Origin of the sequence: Janthinobacterium rivuli, from assembly GCF_029690045.1 — a bacterium.
GTDB classification, from domain to species: Bacteria; Pseudomonadota; Gammaproteobacteria; order Burkholderiales; family Burkholderiaceae_D; genus Janthinobacterium; species Janthinobacterium rivuli.
Map to the genome: position 1 here is coordinate 2,859,795 of NZ_CP121464.1, position 23,517 is coordinate 2,883,311.

General features: G+C 61.0%; 19 protein-coding genes. 12 read left to right on the forward strand and 7 right to left on the reverse strand.

Features of this window, described 5'->3' with window-relative positions:
* Window positions 1-80 precede the first annotated feature (80 nt).
* The 6 genes from P9875_RS13170 to P9875_RS13195 all read right to left on the reverse strand — a co-directional run bounded on the left by P9875_RS13170 (window position 81) and on the right by P9875_RS13195 (window position 5,499).
* The gene (locus P9875_RS13170) at window positions 81-1,025 is read right to left on the reverse strand and encodes a PoNe immunity protein domain-containing protein (RefSeq protein ID WP_099402342.1); all 945 of its coding nucleotides are present in this window, start codon (window positions 1,023-1,025) and stop codon (window positions 81-83) included.
* A 2-nt stretch (window positions 1,026-1,027) separates the two neighbouring features.
* The gene (locus tag P9875_RS13175) at window positions 1,028-1,657 is read right to left on the reverse strand and encodes a hypothetical protein (RefSeq protein WP_278318637.1); all 630 of its coding nucleotides are present in this window, start codon (window positions 1,655-1,657) and stop codon (window positions 1,028-1,030) included.
* 15 nt (window positions 1,658-1,672) lie between these two features.
* The gene (locus P9875_RS13180; protein WP_278318638.1) at window positions 1,673-2,491 is read right to left on the reverse strand and encodes a hypothetical protein; all 819 of its coding nucleotides are present in this window, start codon (window positions 2,489-2,491) and stop codon (window positions 1,673-1,675) included.
* A 111-nt stretch (window positions 2,492-2,602) separates the two neighbouring features.
* The gene (locus P9875_RS13185) at window positions 2,603-3,625 is read right to left on the reverse strand and encodes a Gfo/Idh/MocA family oxidoreductase (protein ID WP_278318639.1); all 1,023 of its coding nucleotides are present in this window, start codon (window positions 3,623-3,625) and stop codon (window positions 2,603-2,605) included.
* Window positions 3,626-3,653: 28 nt separating this feature from the next.
* Window positions 3,654-4,640: an inositol 2-dehydrogenase gene (gene iolG, locus P9875_RS13190; RefSeq protein ID WP_278318826.1), complete on the reverse strand. Its 987-nt coding sequence runs from the start codon at window positions 4,638-4,640 to the stop codon at window positions 3,654-3,656.
* Window positions 4,633-5,499, reverse strand: coding sequence for a MurR/RpiR family transcriptional regulator (locus P9875_RS13195; RefSeq protein ID WP_034757651.1), 867 nt, complete (start codon window positions 5,497-5,499; stop codon window positions 4,633-4,635). The genes iolG and P9875_RS13195 overlap by 8 nt, the downstream gene beginning before the upstream one ends.
* Window positions 5,500-5,717: 218 nt before the next feature.
* Here P9875_RS13195 and P9875_RS13200 point away from each other — a divergent pair, with 218 nt between their 5' ends.
* From P9875_RS13200 to cobA, 11 genes are all read left to right on the forward strand, one after another.
* Entirely contained in the window at window positions 5,718-6,764 is a 1,047-nt protein-coding gene (locus tag P9875_RS13200; protein WP_099402337.1) for a sugar ABC transporter substrate-binding protein, read from the forward strand.
* Between the two features lie 170 nt (window positions 6,765-6,934).
* Window positions 6,935-8,056 (forward strand): ABC transporter permease, encoded by a 1,122-nt coding sequence (locus tag P9875_RS13205; RefSeq protein WP_099402515.1) that lies wholly within the window; start codon window positions 6,935-6,937, stop codon window positions 8,054-8,056.
* A 3-nt stretch (window positions 8,057-8,059) separates the two neighbouring features.
* Window positions 8,060-8,845 (forward strand): ATP-binding cassette domain-containing protein, encoded by a 786-nt coding sequence (locus P9875_RS13210; protein ID WP_278318640.1) that lies wholly within the window; start codon window positions 8,060-8,062, stop codon window positions 8,843-8,845.
* A gap of 8 nt (window positions 8,846-8,853) precedes the next feature.
* Window positions 8,854-10,800 carry a bifunctional 5-dehydro-2-deoxygluconokinase/5-dehydro-2-deoxyphosphogluconate aldolase gene (locus P9875_RS13215; protein WP_278318641.1) on the forward strand — a complete coding sequence of 649 codons (1,947 nt, stop codon included), beginning with the start codon at window positions 8,854-8,856 and terminating at the stop codon, window positions 10,798-10,800.
* Window positions 10,797-12,629, forward strand: coding sequence for a 3D-(3,5/4)-trihydroxycyclohexane-1,2-dione acylhydrolase (decyclizing) (gene iolD / locus P9875_RS13220; RefSeq protein WP_278318642.1), 1,833 nt, complete (start codon window positions 10,797-10,799; stop codon window positions 12,627-12,629). Before P9875_RS13215 ends, iolD begins: the two co-directional genes overlap by 4 nt.
* The gene (iolE, locus tag P9875_RS13225; RefSeq protein WP_099402333.1) at window positions 12,626-13,546 is read left to right on the forward strand and encodes a myo-inosose-2 dehydratase; all 921 of its coding nucleotides are present in this window, start codon (window positions 12,626-12,628) and stop codon (window positions 13,544-13,546) included. The genes iolD and iolE overlap by 4 nt, the downstream gene beginning before the upstream one ends.
* Window positions 13,543-14,343, forward strand: a complete 801-nt coding sequence (gene iolB / locus P9875_RS13230) for a 5-deoxy-glucuronate isomerase (protein ID WP_278318643.1) — start codon at window positions 13,543-13,545, stop codon at window positions 14,341-14,343. The genes iolE and iolB overlap by 4 nt, the downstream gene beginning before the upstream one ends.
* Window positions 14,344-14,353: 10 nt before the next feature.
* Window positions 14,354-15,853: a CoA-acylating methylmalonate-semialdehyde dehydrogenase gene (locus tag P9875_RS13235; RefSeq protein ID WP_035817914.1), complete on the forward strand. Its 1,500-nt coding sequence runs from the start codon at window positions 14,354-14,356 to the stop codon at window positions 15,851-15,853.
* A 74-nt stretch (window positions 15,854-15,927) separates the two neighbouring features.
* Complete coding sequence (locus P9875_RS13240) at window positions 15,928-16,566, forward strand: ANTAR domain-containing response regulator (RefSeq protein ID WP_278318644.1); 639 nt, start codon at window positions 15,928-15,930, stop codon at window positions 16,564-16,566.
* Window positions 16,567-16,666: 100 nt separating this feature from the next.
* A complete protein-coding gene (locus P9875_RS13245; RefSeq protein WP_278318645.1) occupies window positions 16,667-17,857 on the forward strand; it encodes a CmpA/NrtA family ABC transporter substrate-binding protein in 1,191 nt (396 codons plus the stop codon).
* 14 nt (window positions 17,858-17,871) lie between these two features.
* Window positions 17,872-18,648 (forward strand): uroporphyrinogen-III C-methyltransferase, encoded by a 777-nt coding sequence (gene cobA / locus P9875_RS13250; protein ID WP_278318646.1) that lies wholly within the window; start codon window positions 17,872-17,874, stop codon window positions 18,646-18,648.
* Between the two features lie 170 nt (window positions 18,649-18,818).
* On the opposite strand, the gene P9875_RS13255 is transcribed toward cobA, so the two are convergent.
* Window positions 18,819-20,135, reverse strand: a complete 1,317-nt coding sequence (locus tag P9875_RS13255; RefSeq protein ID WP_278318647.1) for a PD-(D/E)XK nuclease family protein — start codon at window positions 20,133-20,135, stop codon at window positions 18,819-18,821.
* A 289-nt stretch (window positions 20,136-20,424) separates the two neighbouring features.
* On the opposite strand from P9875_RS13255, the gene P9875_RS13260 reads away from it, so the two are divergent.
* The gene (locus P9875_RS13260; protein WP_278318648.1) at window positions 20,425-23,463 is read left to right on the forward strand and encodes a CHASE domain-containing protein; all 3,039 of its coding nucleotides are present in this window, start codon (window positions 20,425-20,427) and stop codon (window positions 23,461-23,463) included.
* The last annotated feature ends 54 nt before the right edge of the window (window positions 23,464-23,517 follow it).

The following is a 23,517-nucleotide window of genomic DNA, read 5'->3' on the forward strand; positions in this document are numbered from 1 at the left end:
TATTGCTTGGCACTCCACTGCCAGATTGTCTGACCATACGCGGCATCTTCGAACGCTGGCATCACTTCGCCATGCTCGAATTAGCGACGGCCATGCAAGCTGGCCGGTGTTTCCCAGAAGCCCGCTTTCGGACATGGCTGACCACCTTCGATGCGCCCCCCATCGGCTACAAGGGCAGCATCAAGACTGGTATGGCGATTTTCCGTACGTAGTTTACGAGCGTAATCCACCAAGTCTTTCGGATAGACCATATGGTCTATCCCGCTGTCGTTGAGATCAAGTAAAAATACCGCCGCACCTGCTTCAAATGCCCAATAGCCATAATACCCAGCGTAGCCTTCGTCGCTGATCTTCAAATGCTCGTCGTGCCAGCGCGGATGATCTTTCATCGCGGGATACCATTGTTTCAGGTACTGTTTCAGCAAGTGCAGTGTCTCTTGCTCGTCTTCCTCGTAAAACACTTGTAGCAGGGTATCGTAGGGCTTGCCCAAGATACACGTGTCGAGCGCCATTTCGTTGTCTACATACCCGCCAATCAATTGCTCGTACAGTCCGTCAAGGCCGCGATGGCTACGCAGCATATCAACCAGCCGCATGACTGATCGTCGGTCACGCAGCAATATTGCAATGCTGAGTAATTGCAAGGTGTTTTCATAATCGGAGAGAATGGAAAACTGAGGTGCGCCCTCATATTCATAGGGGCCATATTCCGGGTATTCAAGCACAGCTTGCTGCCGGTAAACCTGATCAACTTCATTCCATTTTTCAAATAGATCGACAATGCCGGAAATACGCGGCGCCAGTTCGTCGATCTCCACTCCGGCGGTGTAGTCGAGCATCCATAGCCAGAATGTTTCCAGATATAAAAAATGGTAAGCCAGCGCTGCATCTTGTGCTGTTTCAGCAATGTCCTTGTTTTCCTGTTGTCCTTCGATTAAAGCCAGTTGATTTTCCCTCGTTTTTATATACAGCTCTTCATAGAGAAATTGTTGCCTTCTTTTTTCGTGAAATGGGGGATGGCTCATTCTCAGGTGCCTTTTCTTTTTTCTGCCTTTGCTCTCGGGGAAGGGGAAGTCTTGGGTTTTTCATCTTTTTCGGCCCTGTTTTTTTTGGGCTGCGAGGTGAGCGCAAGTTTTCTGCCAGTCTCTACTTTGCGGGTGGGTTTTGTCACGAACGGGTTTGAGGCAGCAGGGGTACCCAGCATAAGATAAACCCATCGATTTTTCAAATTGGCCGGATTTTGCATGGTTTTGTCCTTGACGCTGTTGGTAATCCATTCTTTACTCATCTGCGTCCCTTTTTTCGGCTCTCCCAGCAACGTCCACAGCATCAATTGCCTGTCGTTCAGTGACGCCGGCGCCTTCGGGATTGTGCCGTTTCCTGTATTTCTTTTCAGTCGCGCATGCAGGCTATAAATGCTCTCGCTGAACTTCGCCTCGATAAACTGGTAGGTCGTGGCATCGGTCTGCCAGATGGTATCGACGCCGGACAAGGTCACCTTGGCCAGGTCTTCCGGCACCAGTTCCGAGGGGCGCTTGTGTTTGCTGTCAGGGCCGACAATGCGCGGGAAGGCGGCGCTCCACTTGCCCTTGACGTTACCGTGCGGCCAGGCGTTGGTCTTCTTGAGAATATGTTCCATATGATAATAGTCCGCCATGTGCTCACCGACCAGTCACCGCGGCCCAAATTTGATTTCGGACAGCAATTCGCGAATCGGCCGCGACGTATTCTTCACTGGCGCGGTACCGCCGTCGCTGCTCTGGCGGTGCGAGTCGGCCACGGGTTTGTGTTCCTTGCCCTTGCCCGGCGAGTCCCGTTCTTTGGTTTTTGCTTTGGCATCCACGCCCTTGGGCTTTTTATCTGAGCTTGTCGTGCGCGATTTGAACTGGGCGTTGGCGCTGTGCGGATGCGTGTTGCCTGGCTTGTGATTGTGCCTGGCTGCCGTATTGGCGCCGGTGCCGGCTGCGGCGGCGATTTTTCTTGCCGCCCATAACGCGTCTTCACCCAGCATGTCCTCGATCAAGTCCTGCAACGCCTTGGCGCCTTGCGCAATACCGGCTTTGAGCGGACCGCGCACCGCTTCGACTTGCGGCTTCATGTCGCGCGCCAGATGCTGCAAGTCCGACGGCAGCCGCCAATGGCTGGTCGACAGGTAGCCGAGCAATTGCACGCAATTGTCCAGTGCGCTCATGGCCGTGCTGATTGCCAGCTGGGTGTTTTGCGCCCACTGGAAGGTTTTCAGGAATTTGATCGCGGCGCCCTTGCTCTTGCCCAGCATCGCTTCGATCATGACATTGCCGCCAGCGGCGGCCGCGCCAACCTCTTTGCGGTACTTGCGCAAAGGCTTGATGATGGTCTTGAACAGGCTGCCGACTTCCGGAATGCAGCCGAACGCCGCCAGCGCCATGTCGACCCAGTCATCGCGGGTCGCGCGCGACACGCCTTTCCTGCCGACGCGGTAGATCATGCCCGAGACATCGCGCACGTCCATCACCTGGTCAACCACGGGGCAAGGGGGGCAGGTGGCATGATAAAACTGCAGACAGGCTGGCGCCTGCTGCCGGAAAATGGCGCCGGCGTATAGGCACGCCGGCGCCGGCGCTTAAAACTCGATAGGCCGCGCTTCGCGCATCGCTTGCGTCATGGCCAGGCCGATGCGCGTCGCTTCCGTTGCATCGTGCAAGGTCAGCGACAAGGTGCGCCGGCCCAGTGCCGCATCCGTAAACTCCTGCGCCTCGATCAAGAAGGCGTCGGCGAAGCGGGCATAGAAGTCCGGCGTGCACTCATTGCGCACGCCATGTGCATCTGAAATTTCCACCCGGTTCAGGCGCGGGTTGCTGCCCACGGCCAGACGGCCGCCCGTGCCGAACACTTCCGTCAGGGTTTCATGGCCATGCGCCATGGTGCGCGAGGCCATGAAGCTGGCCATGCTGCCATCGCTGAACTCGACCGTTGCCAGCCCGTTGTCGACATCGCCGAACGCCTGCAAGCCCGTGTGGATGGCGTTGGTGCCGCTCGCATACACGCGCTTGGGCACGGGGTTGCCCAGCAGCCAGCGCGCCAGGTCGATGTCATGCACGCTGCAATCGAGGAAGATGCCGCCGCTGGTGGGGGCGAAGCGCATGAAGGCACCGCTGGGGTCGTTCTGGTCGCAGGTTTGCGAACGGACAAGGTAAGGCTTGCCGATCATGCCTTGGGCGATCTTTTGCTGCGCGTCATGGTAGCTGGCGTCAAAACGCCGCACGAAGCCGATCATGATGGTCAACTGCGGATGGCGCGCCGCTTCCGCTTCCACCTTCAGGCAGTCGGCCAGGTCCAGCGACAGCGGTTTTTCGCAAAACACGTGCTTGCCGGCGCGCAGGGCGGCGATGATCTGGTCCGCATGCAGCGAGGTGGGCGTGACGAGGAAGACGGCGTCCAGGCCCGGATGGGCCAGCAGGGCGTCGTAGTCCGCATAGCCGGTGGTGATGCCGAGCGTGCTGGCGGCCCAGTCCAGTTCGGCCGGCATGGGGCTGCAGGCGGCCACGACTTCGGCATTCGGCACACGCTGCGCCAGGTTGATGGCATGGCGCTGGCCCAGCCGGCCCAGGCCGACGATGCCGACTTTTAATGTTGGGGATGACATGGTGTCTCCAGATATTTTTATTATTGGTTTATAAAGTGACCACGCGCTGTTCGCGCCACGACAGGGTGGCCGCTTCGGCCAGTTCCAGCGCCTTCAAGCCATCGTGCACGGTCGTGCGCAGCGGCGTGCCGTGGCTGAGGGCGTCAAAGAAGTGCGCCATTTCCTGTGCGTAGGCCACGCGATAACGTTCCAGGAAAAAATCTTCCGGCTTGTCCACGCTGACGTTCACCGAACCATAGGCCGTCACTTCCGTCGGCTTGTGGTTGCCCGCTTGCAGCATGCCGGCGCTGCCCAGCACCTCAAAACGCTGGTCGTAGCCGTAGGCGGCGCGGCGCGAGGCATTGATCTGGCACAAACGTCCTTTTGCCGTGCGGATGGTGACGACGGCCGTATCGAGGTCGCCCGCTTCGCCGATGGCGGGATCGACGAGGCAACTGCCCGTGGCGTGCACGCTGACGGCTTCATCGTCGAGTATCCAGCGGAAGATGTCGAAATCGTGGATCAGCATATCCTTGAAGATGCCGCCCGATACCTTGATGTAGCTGACGGGAGGTGGACCCGGATCGCGGCTGGTAACGATCAGCAATTCCGGTGTGCCGATCTCGCCCGCTACGATGCGTGTCTTGACGGCATTGAAGGTCGGGTCATAGCGGCGCTGGAAGCCCAGCATGCACAGCACTTTGGCTTCCTTGACGGCGGCGGCGCAGGCACGCGCGCGGTCGAGGGTCAGGTCGACGGGTTTTTCGCAAAAGATGGCCTTGCCGGCGGCTGCCGAGCGCAGGATCAGGTCCGCGTGCGTGTCCGTGCTGGAGGCGATGACGACGGCCTTGACGGCGGGGTCGGCCAGTGCCGTCTCGACCGTCGCGCTGCTGCCGCCATGCAAGCCAGCCAGCGCGGCGGCCGCTTCCTGGTTGACGTCGACCACATACTTGAACTGCACGCCGGGTTGGGCAGCCAGGTTGGCCGCGTGGATTTTGCCGATGCGTCCGGCGCCGAACAACGCTACTTCAATCATCATGTTCTCCTGGGGTGTGGATTTCTTCGATGTCGAGCTCTAATTTGTATGCCAGCGCGATGAACAGCGCCTGGCACAGGCAGATGGTGCTGGTCAGCGAGCGGAAGGCGAAGGCGCTGCCCTCGGTGACGGTGAGCAGCGCGTCGGCGGCCCGCGCGAGCGGGGCCAGCTTGCTGTCGGTAATCACCAGGACCTTGGCGCCCTTGTCTTGCGCCGCCTTGATGCACTGCTGGGTTTCCTTGCCGTAAGGCGAGAAACTGATGGCGATCGCCACATCGCGTTCGCGCACACTGCGCATCTGTTCGCGGTGCATGCCGCCCAGTCCGCTGATCAGGTGCACGCGCTTGTCCGTGTGTTCCAGCGCGTAGGCGATGTAAGAGGCGATCGGGAAGGACCGGCGCACGCCGATCACATAGATGTTTTCCGCTTTCAGCAGCAGATTGACGGCCGCTTCCAGCTGGGCGTCGTCGAGGCCTGCGGCCAGGTCGTCGAGGCCGGCGCGGCTGGCGCCGACGAATTCGCGCGTCAGGTCGCCCGCGCTCAGCGCCGCGTCGCGCGTGGAAATGAGCTTGCGGATGCGCTGCTGATAGTCAGGTGTGGCGCCGGCCTGGTCAGTATAAGCCTGGCGGAAGACATCCTGCATTTCACTGAAACCCGTGTAGCCGAAGCGCTGCGCGAAACGCACGATGGCGGACGGCTGCACGTCGCAGGCGGCAGCGATGTCGCTGATGCGCTCGAGCATCAGGCTGGCGCGGTGCTTTTCAATGTATTGGGCGATGACTTTCAGCTGGCGCGACAGGTTGTCGTACTCGGCGGCAATGTGCTGCATCAGCTGTTCGATGGGGGCGGTGGCTGCCATGATGTTTCCTTTGGGCTGGTTCTGGCGAGAATTATAGGAGTGAATTCAGAAAATAGAAATGATTTTCTATTTATATTTATTTTGAAAATTTTATTGCATTTGTCTTTTTTGTGGCCTAAGCTGTGCGCAGTGCATCGGGTCTTGCCAGTTTTCCGGCTCCCCGCTGACACGCGACAAAAGCTGGCAACTATAAAAATTAATCCTTCAAGGAGACATTCATGCAAAGCAATAAGCGTAAGGGATTTCTGAAGCGCCTGGCCGTGCTGGGCCTCGGCCTGGGACTGGGTCTGGGCATGAGCGCCAGCCACGCGGCGGGCGAGAAATTCGTGTTGATCAGCCATGCGCCTGATTCCGATTCCTGGTGGAATACGATCAAAAATTCCGTCAAGCAAGCTGGTGAAGACTTCAATGTCACCGTTGACTACCGCAATCCGCCGAATGGCGACCTGGCCGATATGGCGCGCCTGGTCGAGCAATCGGCAGCCCGTAACTACGATGGCGTGATCGTCAGCATCGCCGACTTCAGCGTGCTGCAAAAACCGCTGGGTCTGGTTGCCGCCAAGAAGATTCCGTTTGTCACGATTAACTCCGGCACCCTGGCGCAAAGTGAGCAGTTGGGCGCCGTGATGCACGTGGGCCAGCCTGAATTCGAGGCAGGCAAGGGCGCCGGTGAAAAAGCCAAGGCGGCCGGCATCAAGTCCTTCGTCTGCGTCAACCACTACGCGACAAACCCGTCGTCGTTCGAGCGCTGCCGCGGCTTTGCCGAGGCCATCGGCGTCGATTTCAAGGCTGCCACCCTGGATGCGGGCGAAGATCCGACCACCATCGAGAGCAAGCTGAGCGCCTACCTGCGCAACAACCCGAAAACCCAGGCCGTGCTGGCGTTGGGACCCACTTCGGCCCACGCTTCGTTGAAGGCGCTGGAAAAAATGGGTTTGAAGGGCAAGATGTGGTTTGCCACGTTCGACCTGTCTGATGATATCTCGAAAGGCATCAAGGATGGCAGCATCCAGTTCGCGATCGACCAGCAACCGTACCTGCAAGGCTATATCCCCGTTGCCGTGCTGGCCATCATGAAGCAGGACAAGACCACGGACCTGGCCAAGATCCGCGAAAAGCTGATCAATAACGCCAAGTTCAAGGCGCGCCTGGCCGAGTACGGCCTGGCACCATCGTATGGCCCGCGCCATATCGGTTCCGGTCCCGGGTATGTCACCAAGGACAATATCGGCAAGGTGGAGAAATACGCCGGCCAGTTCCGTTAAGCAACCGCTTTTCAATTCAATCAATACTTAGTTGTAGTCCCCGCGCGCAGGCCATGCTTGCCGGCGCGCGGGTCCTGCCGCCCTGGAATTGTTGGCGAGGCTGGCAGGTTGCTATAAAACAAGGGAGACATAGCATGAGTACCGTGAAATTAAGCGTGGAGCAGGGTGGCATGGCCGCCTCGGGCACGCCGCCGCAAAAGCAGGGCTTTGATGAGCGCGTGGGGCAGGTCAGCTGGCTCAAGCGGCTGTTCAGTCGCCCGGAGTTCGCCTCGATCTCGGGCGCCATCCTGGTGTTCGCCTTCTTCGTCCTGACGGCCGGCGACTCTGGCATGTTCAACCTCGACGGCGTGATCAACTGGGCGCAAGTGGCCGCCTACCTGGGCATCATCGCCATCGGCGCCTGCGTATTGATGATCGCCGGCGAATTCGACCTGTCGATCGGTTCCATGATCGGCTTTGCCGGAATGATGATCGCCATTCCTTCCGTCTACTTCCACTGGCCAGTGTGGGCCGCCATCCTGTTCGCCTTTGCCGGTTCCATGGCGCTGGGCTGGCTCAACGGCTACCTGGTCATCAAGACGCGCTTGCCTTCGTTTATCGTCACCCTGGCGTTCCTGTTCATCCTGCGCGGCCTGACCCTGGCGCTGTCCATCATGTTTGCCAACCGCACCATCGTCAGCGGCATCGGCGCGCTGGCCGCCGACGACTGGCTGGCCACGACCCTGTTCCATGGCGAAGTGGGCACTTCGCTGTTCGCCTGGATGGCCAAGGCGGGCTGGATCACGGCGCTCGACAATGGCGCGCCGCTGGTCAAGGGCATCCCCAAGGTCATCGTCTGGTGGGCCGGCCTGGCGCTCGTGTCCGGCTTCGTCCTGGCCCGCACCCGTATCGGCAACTGGATCTTCGCCGTCGGCGGCGACGCCAACGCGGCCAAGAACGTGGGCGTACCTGTGAAAACCATCAAGGTATCGCTGTTCGTCTTCACCGCCTTCTGCGCCTGCCTGTTTGCCACGCTGCAAGTATTTGACGTGGGTTCGGCCGCCGCCGACCGCGGCATGCAAAAGGAATTCGAAGCCATCATCGCGGCTGTCATCGGCGGCGCCTTGCTGACGGGCGGCTACGGTTCCGTCGTCGGCGCCTGCTTCGGCGCGCTGATCTTCGGCGTGGTGCAGATCGGCATTACTTATACCAATATCAATTCGGACTGGTTCCGCGTCTTCCTCGGCGTCATGCTGCTGATCGCGGTACTGTTCAACAACTTTGTCCGTGCCCGTGTCACGGAAGCGAGATAAGCCATGAGCGAATACATCCTTGCGCTGGAAAATATCAGCAAACGTTTCGGCTCCGTCATCGCCCTGCAAAACGTCACCCTGCGCTTGAAACCGGGCGAAGTGCATTGCCTGCTCGGTGACAACGGCGCCGGCAAGTCGACCCTGATCAAGACCCTGGCCGGCGTGCACCGGCCCACCAGCGGGCAATACCTGGTCGATGGCAAGCCCGTCAGCTTCAATTCGCCGAAAGAGGCGCTCGACCTGGGCGTGGCCACCGTCTACCAGGATCTGGCGTTGGTGCCCCTGCTGTCCGTGGCGCGCAATTTCTTCATGGGCCGCGAACCGATGCGAAAAATGTTCGGCGTGCTGCCCGTGATGGATATGGAATACGCGGCTACCACGGCGCGCGACAAGCTGGCCGAGATGGGCATCATGGTGCGCGACCCGCATCAGGCCGTGGGCACGATGTCGGGCGGCGAGCGGCAATGCCTGGCCATTGCCCGCGCCATCCACTTCGGCGCGCGCGTGCTGATCCTCGACGAGCCGACGGCGGCGCTGGGCGTGAAACAGTCGTTCAATGTGCTGAAATTGATTTACAAGGCGCGCGAACGGGGCTTGTCCGTGATCTTTATTACCCACAATGTGCACCATGCCTATCCCGTGGGCGACTCGTTCACCCTCTTGAACCGGGGCAAGTCGCTGGGCACTTACACCAAGGAAACCGTTTCCAAGGAAGAAGTACTCGACATGATGGCGGGCGGTGCGGAAATGCAAACGCTGATGAGTGAACTCGACGGTGTCACGATTTAAGGATAGCCATGAATAATTCCACACAATTTGCCCAGGGCCGCGCGCTGGACGTCATCTGCCTGGGCCGCCTGGCGGTGGACCTGTACGCGCAGCAGATCGGCAGCACCCTGGAAGACGCCACCAGTTTCGCCAAATACCTGGGCGGCTCGTCGGCGAACATCGCCTTCGGCACGGCCAGGCTGGGCCTCAAATCGGCCATGCTGTCGAAAGTGGGCGACGACCACATGGGGCGTTTCCTCACTGACACCTTGTCGAAGGAGGGCTGCGACGTCAGCCACGTCGGCATCGACCGCGATCGCCTGACGGCTTTAGTCATGCTGGGTATCAAGGATAAAAACACCTTTCCCCTGATTTTTTACCGTGAAAATTGCGCCGACATGGCCATCGACGCATCGTCGGTGGATGCGGCCTTCATTGCGTCGAGCAAGGCCTTGCTCATTACCGGCACGCATTTCTCCACGGCCGCCATGCACGCCGTCAGCACGCAAGCCTTGCAACTGGCCCGCGCGAACAATGTGCGCACCGTGCTCGACATCGATTACCGGCCCGTGCTGTGGGGCCTGTCGGGCAAGGCCGATGGCGAAACGCGTTTCGTTTCGAACGAAGGCGTCACCAAACACCTGCAGGCGATCCTGCCTCATTTTGATTTGATCGTCGGCACGGAAGAGGAATTCATGATCGCCGGCGGCGGCGCCGACATCATGGCGTCCTTGCGCGCCGTACGGGCCGCCACCCTGGCCACCCTGGTCGTCAAGCGGGGTCCGCTGGGCAGCGCCGTCATCGACAATGTGGTGCCGGCCAGTTTAGATGACGCCTATAATTACCGCGGCGTGCGCGTGGAAGTGCTGAATGTGCTGGGTGCGGGCGATGCGTTTCTGTCAGGATTTCTGAAAGGCTGGCTGCGCGGCGAGGATTACGAGGCGTGCTGCCGCTATGCGAATGGCTGCGGCGCCCTGGTCGTGTCGCGCCACGGCTGCGCGCCGGCCATGCCATCGCCCGTCGAGCTCGACTATTTCCTCGCCAATGCGGCGAAACTGACGCAGCCGGACCAGGACGCGACCTTGTCGCGCTTGCACCGCACGACGGTGGCGCGCAAACAGTGGGACGAGCTGTGCGTGTTTGCCTTTGACCACCGTACGCAGTTCTTTGAGCTGGCGCAACAGACTGGCGCGCCCGAGTCGCGTATTTCGGCCCTGAAGCAATTGATGGTGCAAGCCGTGGCGCAGACGGAAACGGCCTTGCAGCTGGCCGGCAAGACGGGCGTGCTGATCGATGGCCGCTATGGCGTCGACGCGCTCAACGATGCGACGGGGCGGGGCTGGTGGATCGGCCGTCCCGTTGAGTTGCCGGGATCGAACCCGCTGCAATTCGACTGGGGCCGTTCCATCGGTTCGCACCTGCTCAGCTGGCCGAAGGAACACGTGATCAAGTGCCTGGTGCAGTTGCATCCGGACGACGCCGTGGAAAACCGTCTGGAGCAGGAAGCGCAGATCAAGGCCCTGTACGATGCGGCGCAAGTGAGCGGTCACGAACTGTTGCTGGAAGTCATACCGTCGGAAGCCTTGCCGCACAGTGACGACACGGTCTTGCGCGCCGTCAAGCGCCTGTACAACCTGGGCATTTACCCGGAATGGTGGAAGCTGGAAAGCATGTCGGCCCAGCAATGGCAAGCCATCGATGCCCTGGTGCACGAGCGCGATCCGCATTGCCGTGGCGTCGTGTTGCTGGGTTTGAACGCACCGATTGCCGCCCTGGCCGCCAGTTTCGAGCAAGCCAGTGCCAGCCGTACTTGCAAGGGTTTCATGGTTGGCCGCACCATCTTCCAGGAACCGAGCCGCCGCTGGCTGGCCGGGGAACTTGACGATGCGGGCCTGATCGCCGCAGTGCGCGCCAACTTCGAGCAGCTCATTAGCTTGTGGCAACGCACGCGCAAGCACCTGGAGTGTGCGGCATGAAGACCACCACGATCAGATTGACCATGGCGCAGGCTCTCGTGCGCTATCTGGCCGCCTTGCGCACGGACGATGGACAGCCGCTGTTCGGCGGCGCTTTTGCCATCTTTGGCCACGGCAACGTGGCGGGGCTGGGCGAGGCGCTGTATCAATACCGCGACAGCTTTCCCACGTATCGGGCGCATAACGAACAGGCAATGGCGCACTCGGCCATCGCCTATGCGAAAGCCCACATGCGCCGCCGCATGATGGCCGTGACCAGTTCCATCGGTCCGGGCGCCACCAACTTGTTGACGGCGGCCGCGCTGGCCCACGTGAACCGCTTGCCGGTATTGCTGTTGCCGGGCGACGTGTTCGTCTCGCGCGCGCCCGATCCCGTGCTGCAGCAGCTGGAAGATGGCACGGATGGCAGCGTGTCCGTCAACGATGCATTCAAACCTTTATCGCGTTATTTCGACCGCATCGTGTATCCGGAACAGTTACTGACCGCCTTGCCGCGCGCCATTGCCGCCTTGACGGACCCGGCCGCCTGCGGTCCCGTGACTTTATCCTTGCCGCAAGACGTACAAACGATGGCGTATGACTATCCGGCCGACTTTTTTGAGCCGCGCATCGTGCGTTTCCGCGCCTTGCCGTCCGTCGAGCAGGAACTGGAAGAGGCGGCGCTGCTGTTGAAAAACGCGAAACAGCCGCTGATACTGGCCGGTGGCGGCGTGCTGTACGGCCAGGCCAGCGCCGCCTTGCAGGCGTTTGCCGAGCGCCATGGCATTCCCGTGGCCGAAACCCAGGCCGGCAAAAGTTCCTTGCCGTGGGACCACCCTTTGCAGCTGGGCGCCATCGGCGTGACGGGCTCGCCTGCGGCGAACGCGCTGGCAGCGGACGCGGACGTGGTGCTGGCCGTCGGCACGCGCTTGCAGGATTTCACGACGGGCTCGAATTCCCTGTTTGCGCAAGCACAACTGGTGAGCCTGAACGTCAACCATTTTGACGCCCTGAAACGCCGTGGCCTCGGTGTGCAGGCGGATGCGACGCTGGGCTTGCAAGGCCTGTCGCGGTTGCTGGGCAGCTGGAACAGCGCGGGCCAGTGGATGGACCGGGCGCAGCAGGCAGGGAACGCGTGGCGCGCGACGGTCGCAAGCATCACCGGCAAGCGTGACGTGGCTGGCTTGCCGTACGACGGCGAAGTCATCGGCGCCGTGCAACGCTCATCCAAGGATTCCACCAGCAACGACATCGTCGTCTGCGCGGCGGGCACCTTGCCGGCCGAACTGCACAAGCTGTGGCGCACCAGTACGCCGGGCGGCTACCACATGGAATACGGCTACTCGTGCATGGGCTATGAAATCGCCGGCGGCCTCGGCGTCAAGATGGCCAAGCCTGAGCGCGAAGTCATCGTCATGGTGGGCGATGGCAGCTATCTGATGATGAATTCGGAAATCGCCACCTCCGTCATGCTGGACAAAAAACTCATCATCGTCGTGCTCGACAACCGGGGCTATGGCTGCATCAACCGCCTGCAGCAGGCGTGCGGTAATCCTTCGTTCAACAATATGCTGCCCGATAGCGCGCCACACATCGACTTCGCCCTGCATGCACAATCCTTGGGCGCGCTATCCGAACACGTGGACTCGATTGCCGAGCTGGAACAGGCGATGCTGCGCGCCCGGGCAGCCAGCCGCACGTATCTGATCTGCATCAATACGGACGACACGCGCACGACCGAAGAGGGCGGTTGCTGGTGGGAAGTGGCCGTGCCCGAGGTCTCCACGCAAGCCGGCGTGCAAGCTGCCCGCGCCCGTTATGAACTTGACCGCCAAGGACAAATACAATGAACGCACCGACATGGAATGTGAAGATCGGCATCAACCCGATCTCGTGGATGAACGACGATTTGCCCAGCCTGGGCGGCGAAACCCCGCTGGAAACGGCCCTCAAGGAAGGCGCCGAGATCGGCTATGTGGGCTTTGAACTGGGCAACAAGTTTCCGAAAGATGCCCCGGCCCTGAACGCGGTGCTGGGCAAATACAATCTTGCCTGTGTTTCCGGCTGGTATTCGGGTCGGTTGGCCCATCGCTCGGTGGAAGAGGAAATCGCCGCCGTGGCATCGCACTTGCGCTTGCTGGCCGACAGCGGCGCCACCGTCATGGTCTACGGCGAAGTGGCTGACGCCATCCAGGGCGAAGCGCGCCCTTTGTATAAACGCCCCCGTTTCCAGTCGCAGCAGCAGTGGCAGGACTACGCCGACAAATTGACGGCGTTTGCGAAGCACTTGCTCGACAACGGCGTGCGGCTTGCCTATCACCATCATATGGGGGCCTATGTGGAAACCCCGGCTGACGTGGATCAGCTGATGGCCTTGACGGGGCCGGAAGTGGGCTTGTTGTTTGATACGGGTCATATCACCTTTGCGGGCGGCGATGCGCTGGCGGTGCTGAACAAACATATTGACAGGATTTGCCATGTGCATTGCAAGGATGTGCGCCCCAACGTGGTGAAACTGGCCCGCAATGGCCACTGGAGCTTCCTGCAAGCAGTCATCAACGGGGCCTTCAGCGTGCCGGGCGACGGCAGCATCGACTTCCCGGCCATCCTCACGCGTCTGTATCTGCACGGCTACGAGGGCTGGCTGGTGGTGGAAGCGGAGCAGGACCCGGCCGTCGCACCGAGCTACGAATACGCGAAGCTGGGCCACGATTACCTGGCCAAGCTCGTCAATGCGATTCCCCGCTTGAAACGGGAGGCGGCATGAGTCCGCTGCTGGTCAAAGCGGACAAGGCCGGCGGCAAGATCGTCGAGGTGACGCCCGAGTCGGCCGGCTGGACGCATGTCGGTTTCGCCGCGCATCGGCTGGCCGCCGGCGAGTCCCTGAACCTGGAGACGGGCAGCCGCGAACTGTGCATCGTCGTGTTGACGGGCACGGTCACCGTGCAGGCTGGCGAACAGAGCTGGGAAGCCATCGGCAATCGCGCCAGCGTTTTTGAAGACATCTCACCCTACGCCGTGTATGTCCCATTGGAAACCAAGGTCAGCATCACGGCGGTGAGCGCTGCGGAAGTGGCGCTGTGCAGCGCGCCGGCCACAACCCAGCGTCCGGCGCGCCTGATCGAGCCATCGACCATGACGCGCTCCGTGCGCGGCAAGGGCGCCAACACGCGTTATGTGTGCGACATCCTGCCGCAGACGGCCGAGGCGGACGGCTTGCTGGTGGTCGAGGTGGTTACGCCGTCCGGCCATTCATCGAGCTATCCGCCGCACAAGCACGACAGCGACAATGTGCCGCTGGAAAGTTCTCTGGAAGAAACGTATTACCACCGCCTCAATCCGGAGCAGGGCTTTGCCTACCAAAGAGTCTACACGGACGACCGTTCCATCGATGAAGCCATGGCCGTGGAAAACCACGACGTGGTGATGGTGCCCAGGGGCTACCACCCCGTGACCGTGCCGTATGGCTACGATGGCTATTACCTGAACGTGATGGCCGGCCCCAAGCGGGTCTGGCATTTCAAGAACGACCCGGCCCATGAATGGCTGATGAATACCAAATAAAGGAACTGCAATGACAACGCAACAGATCGGCCACTTTATTGGTGGCAACCCCATGGCTTCGCGCTCCGAGCGCACGAGCGACGTCTTCAATCCCGCCACGGGCGCCGTGACGGCCAAGGTGGCGCTGGCCACGCCTTCCGAACTGAACGCGGCCGTGGCCGCCGCCCATGCGGCGTTTCCCGCCTGGTCGCAAACCTCGCCGCTGCGCCGCGCCAGGGTCATGTTCAAATTCAAGGAATTGCTGGAAGAGCATGCCGACCAGCTGGCCGCCCTGATCACGGCGGAGCACGGCAAAGTCTTCACGGATGCGAAAGGCGAAGTCACGCGCGGCATCGAAGTGGTGGAATTTGCTTGCGGCATCCCGCAAATGATGAAGGGAGAGTATTCGGAGCAAGTGGCCGGCGGCATCGATGCCTGGTCCATCCGCCAGGCGCTCGGTGTCTGCGTCGGCATCACGCCCTTCAACTTTCCCGTGATGGTGCCGATGTGGATGTTTCCGATGGCGATTGCCTGCGGCAATACCTTTGTCTTGAAACCATCGGAGCGTGATCCGTCGGCCAGCTTGCTGCTGGCGCAACTGCTGACGGATGCTGGCTTGCCGGACGGCGTCTTCAACGTGGTGCAGGGAGATAAAGAGGCCGTGGACGGCTTGCTGCACCACCCGGACGTGCGCGCCGTCAGCTTTGTCGGTTCCACGCCGATTGCCGAGTATATTTATGCGACGGGCTGCGCGCAGGGCAAGCGCGTGCAAGCGCTCGGCGGCGCGAAAAATCACATGGTCGTCATGCCGGACGCGGATATTCCCCAGACGGTCGACGCCCTGATGGGCGCCGCGTTTGGCTCGGCCGGCGAGCGCTGCATGGCCATATCCGTCGTCGTGGCGGTGGGCAATGTGGCGGATCAACTGGTCGAAGCCTTGGTGCCGCGCATCGCCGCCCTGAAAATCACGCAAGGCATGGATCTGTCGGCCGAGATGGGGCCTGTCGTCACGCAAGTGCACAAGGAGAAGATCGCCGGCTATATCGCCAAGGGTGTGGAAGAGGGCGCCAAGCTGGTGGCCGACGGGCGCGGTTTCGTCTTGCCCGGCCACGAAAACGGCTTTTTCCTTGGCGGCAGCCTGTTCGACCATGTCACGCCGGAAATGACGATTTATAAAGAGGAAATCTTCGGCCCCGTGCTGTGCATCGTGCGCGTGCCCGATTTCGCCACGGCGCTGGACCTGGTCAATGCGCATGAATATGGCAACGGCACGGCCATTTACACGCGCGACGGCAATACGGCGCGCGAATACACGCATCGCGTGCAGGTCGGCATGGTCGGCGTTAACGTGCCGATCCCCGTGCCGATGGCCTTCCACAGTTTCGGCGGCTGGAAGCGCAGCCTGTTCGGCGACCACCATGCGCATGGCCCGGAATCGGTGCGTTTCTATACGAAACAAAAGGCCGTCACGCAGCGCTGGCCCGCCTCGACGGCTGCTGGTGCCGAGTTTGCCATGCCGACCCTGAAGTAAAGCACCATGTAAATCCGGCTGGTTCGCTTCTTGCTTACTGCAATGGTTGTGTTTAGCCATTGCAGATCGCTCCCATGACGTCCAGCCGTACCCAGCCTTTGCGCATCGTTGTCGTCAACACCATCGTCGAGCACGGCGTGCACGAGAATGCTGCATTGGCTGCTCAGGTGCAGCGCGGCAATGCTTTGCGCATCGGTTTGCTGGAATCGGGCTTCGACATCGTCGCCTCGCTGCCAGCCGACCTCTACCTTCCCGAGCGCATCGCGCAACTGCAGCCTGACCTCATCATCATCGACGCCGAATCGGACGCGCGCGACGTGCTCGAGCACATCGTCATCGCCACGCGCGACGAGCGCCGTCCCATCGTCCTGTTTACCGAAGACGGCGCCACGGCCAGCATCGACGCGGCCATGGCGGCCGGCGTATCCGCCTATATCGTGGCCGGCTTGCAGGCCGAGCGCATCCAGCCCGTGTTGAATGTGGCGCTGGCGCGCTTTCGCCAGGAAGAAAAATTGCGCGCCGAATTGCTCGACACGCGGCACAAGCTGCAGGAACGCAAGGTGATCGAACGGGCCAAGGGCCTGTTGATGACGCATCACGGCTTCACGGAAGAGCAGGCTTACCAGCGCTTGCGCAGCATGGCCATGAACAAGAAACTCAAGCTGGCGGACATCGCCCAGCGCATCCTCGACGTGGAAGATTTGCTGGGATGAGCGGGTATGCCAATTTTATGACGTGGTTTTATGACATATCGTGGTGCAGTGCACTGTATTGGTGCAATGCTGCCAGCAAGGTCAGGTAAAGGAATCCAGTATGACAGAGCAAGCGGGTAACCCGGTGGCAAGCAGCGTCCACGTGATGCGATCGCTGCATCCGGAAAAACAGACGATACGCATCGGCTATCTGCCGCTGACCGATTGCGCCTCGCTGGTGATGGCGGCTAAGCTGGGCCTGGATGAAAAATACGGCATCAAGATCGAACTGAGCCGGGAGATGTCGTGGGCCGGCGTGCGCGACAAATTGAACAGCGGCGAACTCGACGCTGCCCACGTGTTGTACGGTCTCGTGTATGGCGTGCAGATGGGCATCGGCGGGCAACAGCACGACATGGCCGTGCTGATGAACCTCAATCACAGCGGCCAGGCCGTCACCCTGTCGGCGGCGCTGGCGCGCGAGGGCGCCCACGATGGCGCCTTGCTGGCGCGCCACATGCGCGCCGCGGCGCGGCCATTTGCGTTTGCGCATACTTTTCCAACTGGCAACCACGCGATGCTGCTGCAATACTGGCTGGCCGCGCATGGCATCGATCCGCTGCGCGACGCGCGCGTGATGACGGTGCCGCCGTCGCAGATGGTGGCCGCCTTGCGCGCAGGCCAGATGGATGGCTTTTGCGCCGGCGAACCGTGGGGCTACAAGGCCATCGTCGATGGCGTGGGCGTGACTGCCACCACCAGCGGCGCCATCTGGCCCGACCATCCGGGCAAGGTGCTGGGCACCAGCGCCGCGTTTGCGCAGCAGCATCCGAACAGCTGCCGCGCCCTGATCGCCGCCGTGCTCGAAGCGGGGCGCTGGATCGACGCCAGCGACAGCAACCGGCTGGCCATGGCGGCCACCCTGGCCGAGCCCGCTTATCTGCATACGCCGCAGGAAACCCTGGCGCCGCGCATCCTCGGCCATTACCAGGATGGCCTGGGCAAGACCTGGGACGAGGCGCACGGCTTGCGGTTTTACGGCGATGGCGCCGTGAATTTCCCTTACCTGTCCGACGGCATGTGGTTCATGACCCAGCACCGGCGCTGGGGCTTGCTGCGCGACGAACCCGATTATGTGGCGGTGGCAAGGCAAGTCAACCGCATCGACCTGTACCGCCAGGCGGCGGAAATGACGGCCACGCCCCTACCCAAGGCGCCCATGCGCAGCTCGACCCTGTGCGACGGCGTCGTGTGGGACGGCAGCGCGCCGGAAGCGTACGCGGCATCGTTTGCCATCGGTCACTTTTTTTAATGGGAGATTTCATCATGGCGCAATGTGGTAGCGTGACACTGGTCGGCGCCGGGCCCGGCGACCCGGACCTGCTGACGATCAAGGCAGTGAAGGCCATCGCGCGGGCCGACGTCGTGCTGATCGACGACCTCGTCAACCCGGCCATCCTCGCGCATGCGGCACAAGGCGTGCGCGTGGTCGAGGTGGGCAAGCGGGGCGGCTGCGCGTCCACGCCGCAAGCGTTCATCGAACGCCTGATGCTGTCCGAAGCGCGCGCCGGCCTGCACGTGGTGCGCCTGAAAGGGGGCGACCCTTATCTGTTCGGGCGCGGCGGCGAAGAGCGCGCCTATCTGCGCAGCCACGGCGTGGCCGTCGACGTGATCCCCGGCATCAGCAGCGGCCTGGCCGCGCCAACGGCCATCGGCGTGCCGCTGACGCACCGCGGCTGGAGCCAGGGCGCCATCTTCGTCACGGGTCACGGCAAGGATAGCGCGTCGGAACCGAACTGGCTTGCGCTGGCGCAAAGCGGCCTCACCCTCGTCATCTACATGGGCGTGGCCAGGGTGGCCGCCATCCAGGCCGGCTTGCTGGCCGGCGGCATGGCGCCGGGCACGCCCGTGGCCGTGGTGCAATCGGCCAGCCTGCCGGCCCAGCGCCAGTTGCTCAGCACTTTGCACGCCTTGCCAGATGACTTGCAAACCAGCGGCCTGGGCAGCCCCAGCATCATCGTCGTGGGCGACGTGGTGCGCTGCGCCGATGCCTGGGATGAGCAGACGATGACGACAGCACTGCGTGCTGTATGCCAAACTTGAGATCCCTTACGGACTTCATTGCCAGTACGCTCGATGTAAGGTATCTGCATATTGAAATCAAACCGATGGATAGGAAAGGTGGAGTCAAGAGGAAAACCGTTTGGTGCACGAGACACCTATCTTGATACTTAGATGATCATCAACTGGCGTCGCCGGCTATGGCTTTTATCTTAATTTTTAATGGCTTTTTGTAATAGACGCACCATTTTCTCAACCTCACTTTGTAACTGAAGTTCCGGCACGTCTTTTATTCTTCCGATCCGGCGGACATTCGCTGTTGCGAATTTATCTATTTCTTTTCCAAATACCTTTTTTAATCCGGATTTTAAGTTGGGAAGGAGATTGGCCTGCACATAAATTGGCCAGAACTCGACTACGACAGAATACTTTCGCTGCTTGGCGCCCGCCTCATCATCGGCCGGTGTTCTATCTCGTATCTTTACGGTCAGTGGCCAGTAAATTGCAGATGAATCGCGGAATGTATCCCATTCCTTGTCAATTACATACATTACCCTCTTCCTGACGTCCAGTCTGATGTCGTTTCCGAAAATTTTGGTGAGACCATTGGAGAGAAAAGCCAGTGGTTTTTGTTGTTCCAGCATTCTTGCGAGATCGCGGTTCTGATGTGTCCATACCCAGATCAGGCTTTCAATATCTTTCAATTTGAGCTGTGTCGCTGTCGGGCGGTACGACTTCCGAGCAACGCTAATCGCTTGAACCACTTCGCGATGAGCCTGGTTTATTTTTGCTAACATCCCATCCAGGGCTTTCTCATCCTCAGACTCGTATTCAGCTTGCCGTCGGCAATACGAAATAACTAGTTGATGGCCTACATCCCCATTTCGGAAAGCTCGCACTTCAGCTCTACGTGCCGCCTTCTCAAGCCATGTGTAGTTAATGTGACACCACTGCTGTATTTCTTTGACATTTTTTGATAGTGCGCTCGATAACTGGACTTCTTCGCCAGATTCGTCCTTAAATTTGTCTAATAAAACAAAGCCGGTTTTGAATCCTTCATATGGCTGTCCGACTTTAGTTAATGCTTCTAGTGACTGTCGATATCCTGCAAGCTGAGCAGGCGTCCACTTCGAGCCTGACTTGTTCTCCACTAAAATCACGAATTTGTGAGCTGGGTCGACCAAAAGTAAGTCCTGTCGACCGGCACCTAAAATGGCTTTCTCTCGAACCACAATTAACGATTGGAACCCGCTAATGGCTGTCTTTCCAGGATTCCAATTTTTGAAAAGGAGTTGCGGCTGTGAAGCACTGAGATTCGCTTCATAAATCGCGTTAAGAAAATCCTTGAAAATTGCCTCACCCTGACCGTGTCCCTCACGCGGATCGAAAAGCCATTGCAAAATGCAGGAGTGCTGATTTTCGTTCGGATTAATCAAATCGAAAACATCATCAACTTTTCTAACCAATTCGACGGTTCGCGCTAAGATTGGATCAGAAAGAAAAATATGAAACTGTGCTTGTAAAGTCATATATCAGAGATTCCGGTTGATGTGGTGAGCGTCCATGGACAGACGGTTGGTTACATACGAATGAACTCTATTGTACTTTCTTTTTGGCAATTAATTGTGCCGTAGCAGGGAGGCCTACATTTGCTATGCGTGCAGTAAATTTTCATTGTGTTTTTAATTTCACAGGCTGACGATTCAGCAGCTATATTTGCGGCGGAGATAGGTGCTGCAACAGCTTTGATAGTATCCTCGTACTTGCTGGGCGGCCGGAGCGCCGCACATTCGAGGAAACCGGAATAAGCGATCGACAATGCACACTTTGAGCAAGGGCGGGGCGGGATCAGGCATCAGGATCTGGGCGGGTGGCCTGTTGCTGGCCCTGGCGGTGGGCGGCGCCCTGTACGCGGGCGCGGCGCGCACGGTCAATGACGACGCCGAACAGCGTTTCGACAATCTCACGCATAGCGCCCAGCATAGCCTGATCACGCGTGTAAAAAGCTATTCCGACCTGCTGCGCGGCCTCGAAGCCCTGTTCCGCACCAGCGAGCACCTGACGCGGCGACAGTTCCACGATTACGTGGCCGGCCTCGATATCGCGCGCCAGTTCCCCGCCATCGAATCGGTCAACTATGCGGTGGCCGTTCCGTCGGCGCAGCGCGCCGCCTTCATCGAGACCGTGCGCAGAGACACCAGCCTGTCGCCGCGCGGCTATCCCGCCTTCACCATCCGGCCTGCGGGGGAGCGGCCGGAACACACGGTGCTCACTTACCTGGAACCCGATTCCCTGCTGGCCGAACGCATGGGCGTCGATATCGGCGCCAACCCGCTGGTGGCGCAATCGCTGGCGCAGGCGCGCGACAGCGGCGAGGTCAGCGCGTCGGGCCAGGTGATCATGATCAAGGGGCCGCCCGCGCACGTGGGCCTGGGCATGCGCCTGCCCGTGTACCGCAACGGCATGCCGCAGGGCAGCGTGGCCGAGCGCCGCGCCGCCTACCAGGGTTCCGTCGGCATCGGCTTTGGCGTGGCGCAGCTGGTGCACAGCGCGCTCGAACGCAGCGCCCTGGAACCGCTGCACCTGACCCTGTACAGCGCGGGCGAACCTCTGCCGGCCCAAGGCGTCCTGCGCATCACGCCGCAGGACCGCCTGCTGTTCAACGATGACGGCGATCTGGCGGCGGCGCCGCCGCAACCGGGCAGCGATGCCGGCTATTTCGACCAGGTGCTGCCCGTGGCGTACCAGGGCGGCCTGTGGAAAGCCCATTTCCGCGTGCGCAAGGCGGAGCTGTACAGCCCCTTCGACCGCTATTTCCCTTGGCTGGCGCTGGCCGTCGGCGTGGCCGGCACCCTGCTCATTTACGGCTATATCTTTACCCTGTACCGGTCGCGCCGCAACGCGGTGGCGCAGCGCACCCTGCTCGATACGGTGCTCGACAGCGTCGACGCCTACGTCTACATGAAGGATGCCGACCTGCGCTACCGCTATGTGAATGCGCGCACGGCGAAGATACTGGGCCGTCCGGCGGAGCAGCTGATCGGCCGCCAGGATGGCGAATTGATGCTTGGCGATGCAGCGGCGTCCGCGCAGCGCACGGAGCGCCAGGTGTTCGACAGCGGCACCAAGTTCGTCGGCGAGGAGCGCTTCGTCGATGCGCAGGGCCAGGTGCATCACCTGTGGAGCGTGAAGGTGCCGCTGGGCTTGCCCGGTCCCGTCACGGGCCTGATCGGTCTGTCCACCGACGTGACGGAACTGCACCGCCTGAAGGAGCAGGCCGACGCGGCCAGCCAGGCCAAGAGCGACTTCCTGTCGAACATGAGCCATGAAATCCGCACGCCGATGAACAGCATCATCGGCATGGCGCACCTGGCGCTGAAATCGGTGGCCGACGCGCGCCAGCGCGACTACCTGCAAAAAATCTTCCATTCGGGCCAGCATTTGCTGGGCCTGATCAACGACATCCTCGACTTTTCCAAGATCGAGGCGGGCAAGCTGGAACTGGAAGTGCTGGACTTCCGTCTCGATACCCTGCTGGCGAACATTGCCAGCCAGCTGGGCGACGCGGCCGCCGTCAAGGGCCTGGCGCTGCAGTTCGATATCGCGCCGGAGCTGTCGCAGCGCTGGCGTGGCGACCCGCTGCGCCTGGAGCAGGTCTTGCTGAACCTGACCAGCAACGCCATCAAGTTTTCCGACAATGGCAGTATCTTCGTGCGCGTGCGCCAGTCCGAGGAGCGGGGCAGCCACAGCATGCTGCGCTTCGAGGTGCAGGACCGCGGCATCGGCATGAACCAGGAAGAGGTGGCGCAGCTGTTCCGCTCCTTCCACCAGGCCGACCCGTCGACGACGCGCAAATATGGCGGCAGCGGCCTGGGACTGGTGATCAGCAAGCAGCTGGTCGAGCTCATGGGCGGCAAGGTGGGCGTGTACAGCCAGCCGGGCCTGGGCAGCACCTTCTGGTTCACGGCGCGCCTGGAGAAAAGCGCGCAGGCGGCTGACGAGCGTATCGCCGAAGTCGAGCCGGAAGTACTGGACGTGATACGCGGCGCGTCCATTCTGCTGGTGGAGGACAACGTCTTCAGCCAGCAGGTGGGCTGCGAATTGCTGGAAGACGCCGGCGCCACCGTCTGCGTCGCCTGCAATGGCCGCGAAGCGCTGGAATTGCTGGCGCACCGGCGCTACGACTGCGTGCTGATGGACGTGCAGATGCCGGAGATGGACGGCTTCGAGGCGACGCGCCGCATCCGCGCCGACCCGCAGCTTGCCGGCCTGCTGGTGATCGCCATGACGGCCAATGCGGGCAGCGAAGACCGCGCCCGCTGCCTGGCGGCGGGCATGGATGAATTCCTGACCAAGCCGATCGCCCCGAATCTGCTGTTTCGCCTGCTGGCGAAATGGTTCCGGCTGCGCGGCGGCATCGGCAACATCGGCCGCATGCGCGCAAGCGACAGGCTGGCGGTGGCGCCGCCTGCGCCGCCAGCGGACGCCGCGCCGGAATCGCGCGATACGGCCATCCTCGACCTGGGCACCCTGGCGCTCACGTTCAGCAATGACGCCGCGAAGATGCGCAAATACACGCAGCTGTTTCTCGACACGGCGCGCGACGGCATCGCCGAAATGGAGCAGGCCATGGCGCTGGAAGACCTGGGACGCCTGGCCGACCTGGGCCACCGCAGCAAATCGTCGGCGCTGGCCGTGGGCGCCCATGCCTTTGCCGGCCTGTGCACGTCGATCGAAGGCTTGCGCGTGGGCGGCGACCTGCAGCAGGCGCGCACGCTGCTGACGGCCTTGAGGCCGGCGCTGGCGCAGGTGGCGGAACAAATTTCCATGGAATTTGCCGCCAGCGACACTCCCTGACGCAGGCAACGGCGATAATATGCGTTTGACGCCTGCGGCCACCCGGCCGCAGGC

Coding starts and splice junctions, on each gene's coding strand:
- cobA (WP_278318646.1), top strand. CDS start 17,872: ATGGCGCAATGTGGTAGCGTGACACTGGTCGGCGCCGGGCCCGGCGAC.
- P9875_RS13240 (WP_278318644.1), top strand. CDS start 15,928: ATGACGTCCAGCCGTACCCAGCCTTTGCGCATCGTTGTCGTCAACACC.
- iolD (WP_278318642.1), top strand. CDS start 10,797: ATGAAGACCACCACGATCAGATTGACCATGGCGCAGGCTCTCGTGCGC.
- P9875_RS13235 (WP_035817914.1), top strand. CDS start 14,354: ATGACAACGCAACAGATCGGCCACTTTATTGGTGGCAACCCCATGGCT.
- P9875_RS13210 (WP_278318640.1), top strand. CDS start 8,060: ATGAGCGAATACATCCTTGCGCTGGAAAATATCAGCAAACGTTTCGGC.
- iolG (WP_278318826.1), bottom strand. CDS start 4,640: ATGATTGAAGTAGCGTTGTTCGGCGCCGGACGCATCGGCAAAATCCAC.
- iolB (WP_278318643.1), top strand. CDS start 13,543: ATGAGTCCGCTGCTGGTCAAAGCGGACAAGGCCGGCGGCAAGATCGTC.
- iolE (WP_099402333.1), top strand. CDS start 12,626: ATGAACGCACCGACATGGAATGTGAAGATCGGCATCAACCCGATCTCG.
- P9875_RS13185 (WP_278318639.1), bottom strand. CDS start 3,625: ATGTCATCCCCAACATTAAAAGTCGGCATCGTCGGCCTGGGCCGGCTG.
- P9875_RS13245 (WP_278318645.1), top strand. CDS start 16,667: ATGACAGAGCAAGCGGGTAACCCGGTGGCAAGCAGCGTCCACGTGATG.
- P9875_RS13175 (WP_278318637.1), bottom strand. CDS start 1,657: ATGGCGGACTATTATCATATGGAACATATTCTCAAGAAGACCAACGCC.
- P9875_RS13200 (WP_099402337.1), top strand. CDS start 5,718: ATGCAAAGCAATAAGCGTAAGGGATTTCTGAAGCGCCTGGCCGTGCTG.
- P9875_RS13215 (WP_278318641.1), top strand. CDS start 8,854: ATGAATAATTCCACACAATTTGCCCAGGGCCGCGCGCTGGACGTCATC.
- P9875_RS13180 (WP_278318638.1), bottom strand. CDS start 2,491: ATGGACGTGCGCGATGTCTCGGGCATGATCTACCGCGTCGGCAGGAAA.
- P9875_RS13205 (WP_099402515.1), top strand. CDS start 6,935: ATGGCCGCCTCGGGCACGCCGCCGCAAAAGCAGGGCTTTGATGAGCGC.
- P9875_RS13255 (WP_278318647.1), bottom strand. CDS start 20,135: ATGACTTTACAAGCACAGTTTCATATTTTTCTTTCTGATCCAATCTTA.
- P9875_RS13170 (WP_099402342.1), bottom strand. CDS start 1,025: ATGAGCCATCCCCCATTTCACGAAAAAAGAAGGCAACAATTTCTCTAT.
- P9875_RS13195 (WP_034757651.1), bottom strand. CDS start 5,499: ATGGCAGCCACCGCCCCCATCGAACAGCTGATGCAGCACATTGCCGCC.
- P9875_RS13260 (WP_278318648.1), top strand. CDS start 20,425: ATGCACACTTTGAGCAAGGGCGGGGCGGGATCAGGCATCAGGATCTGG.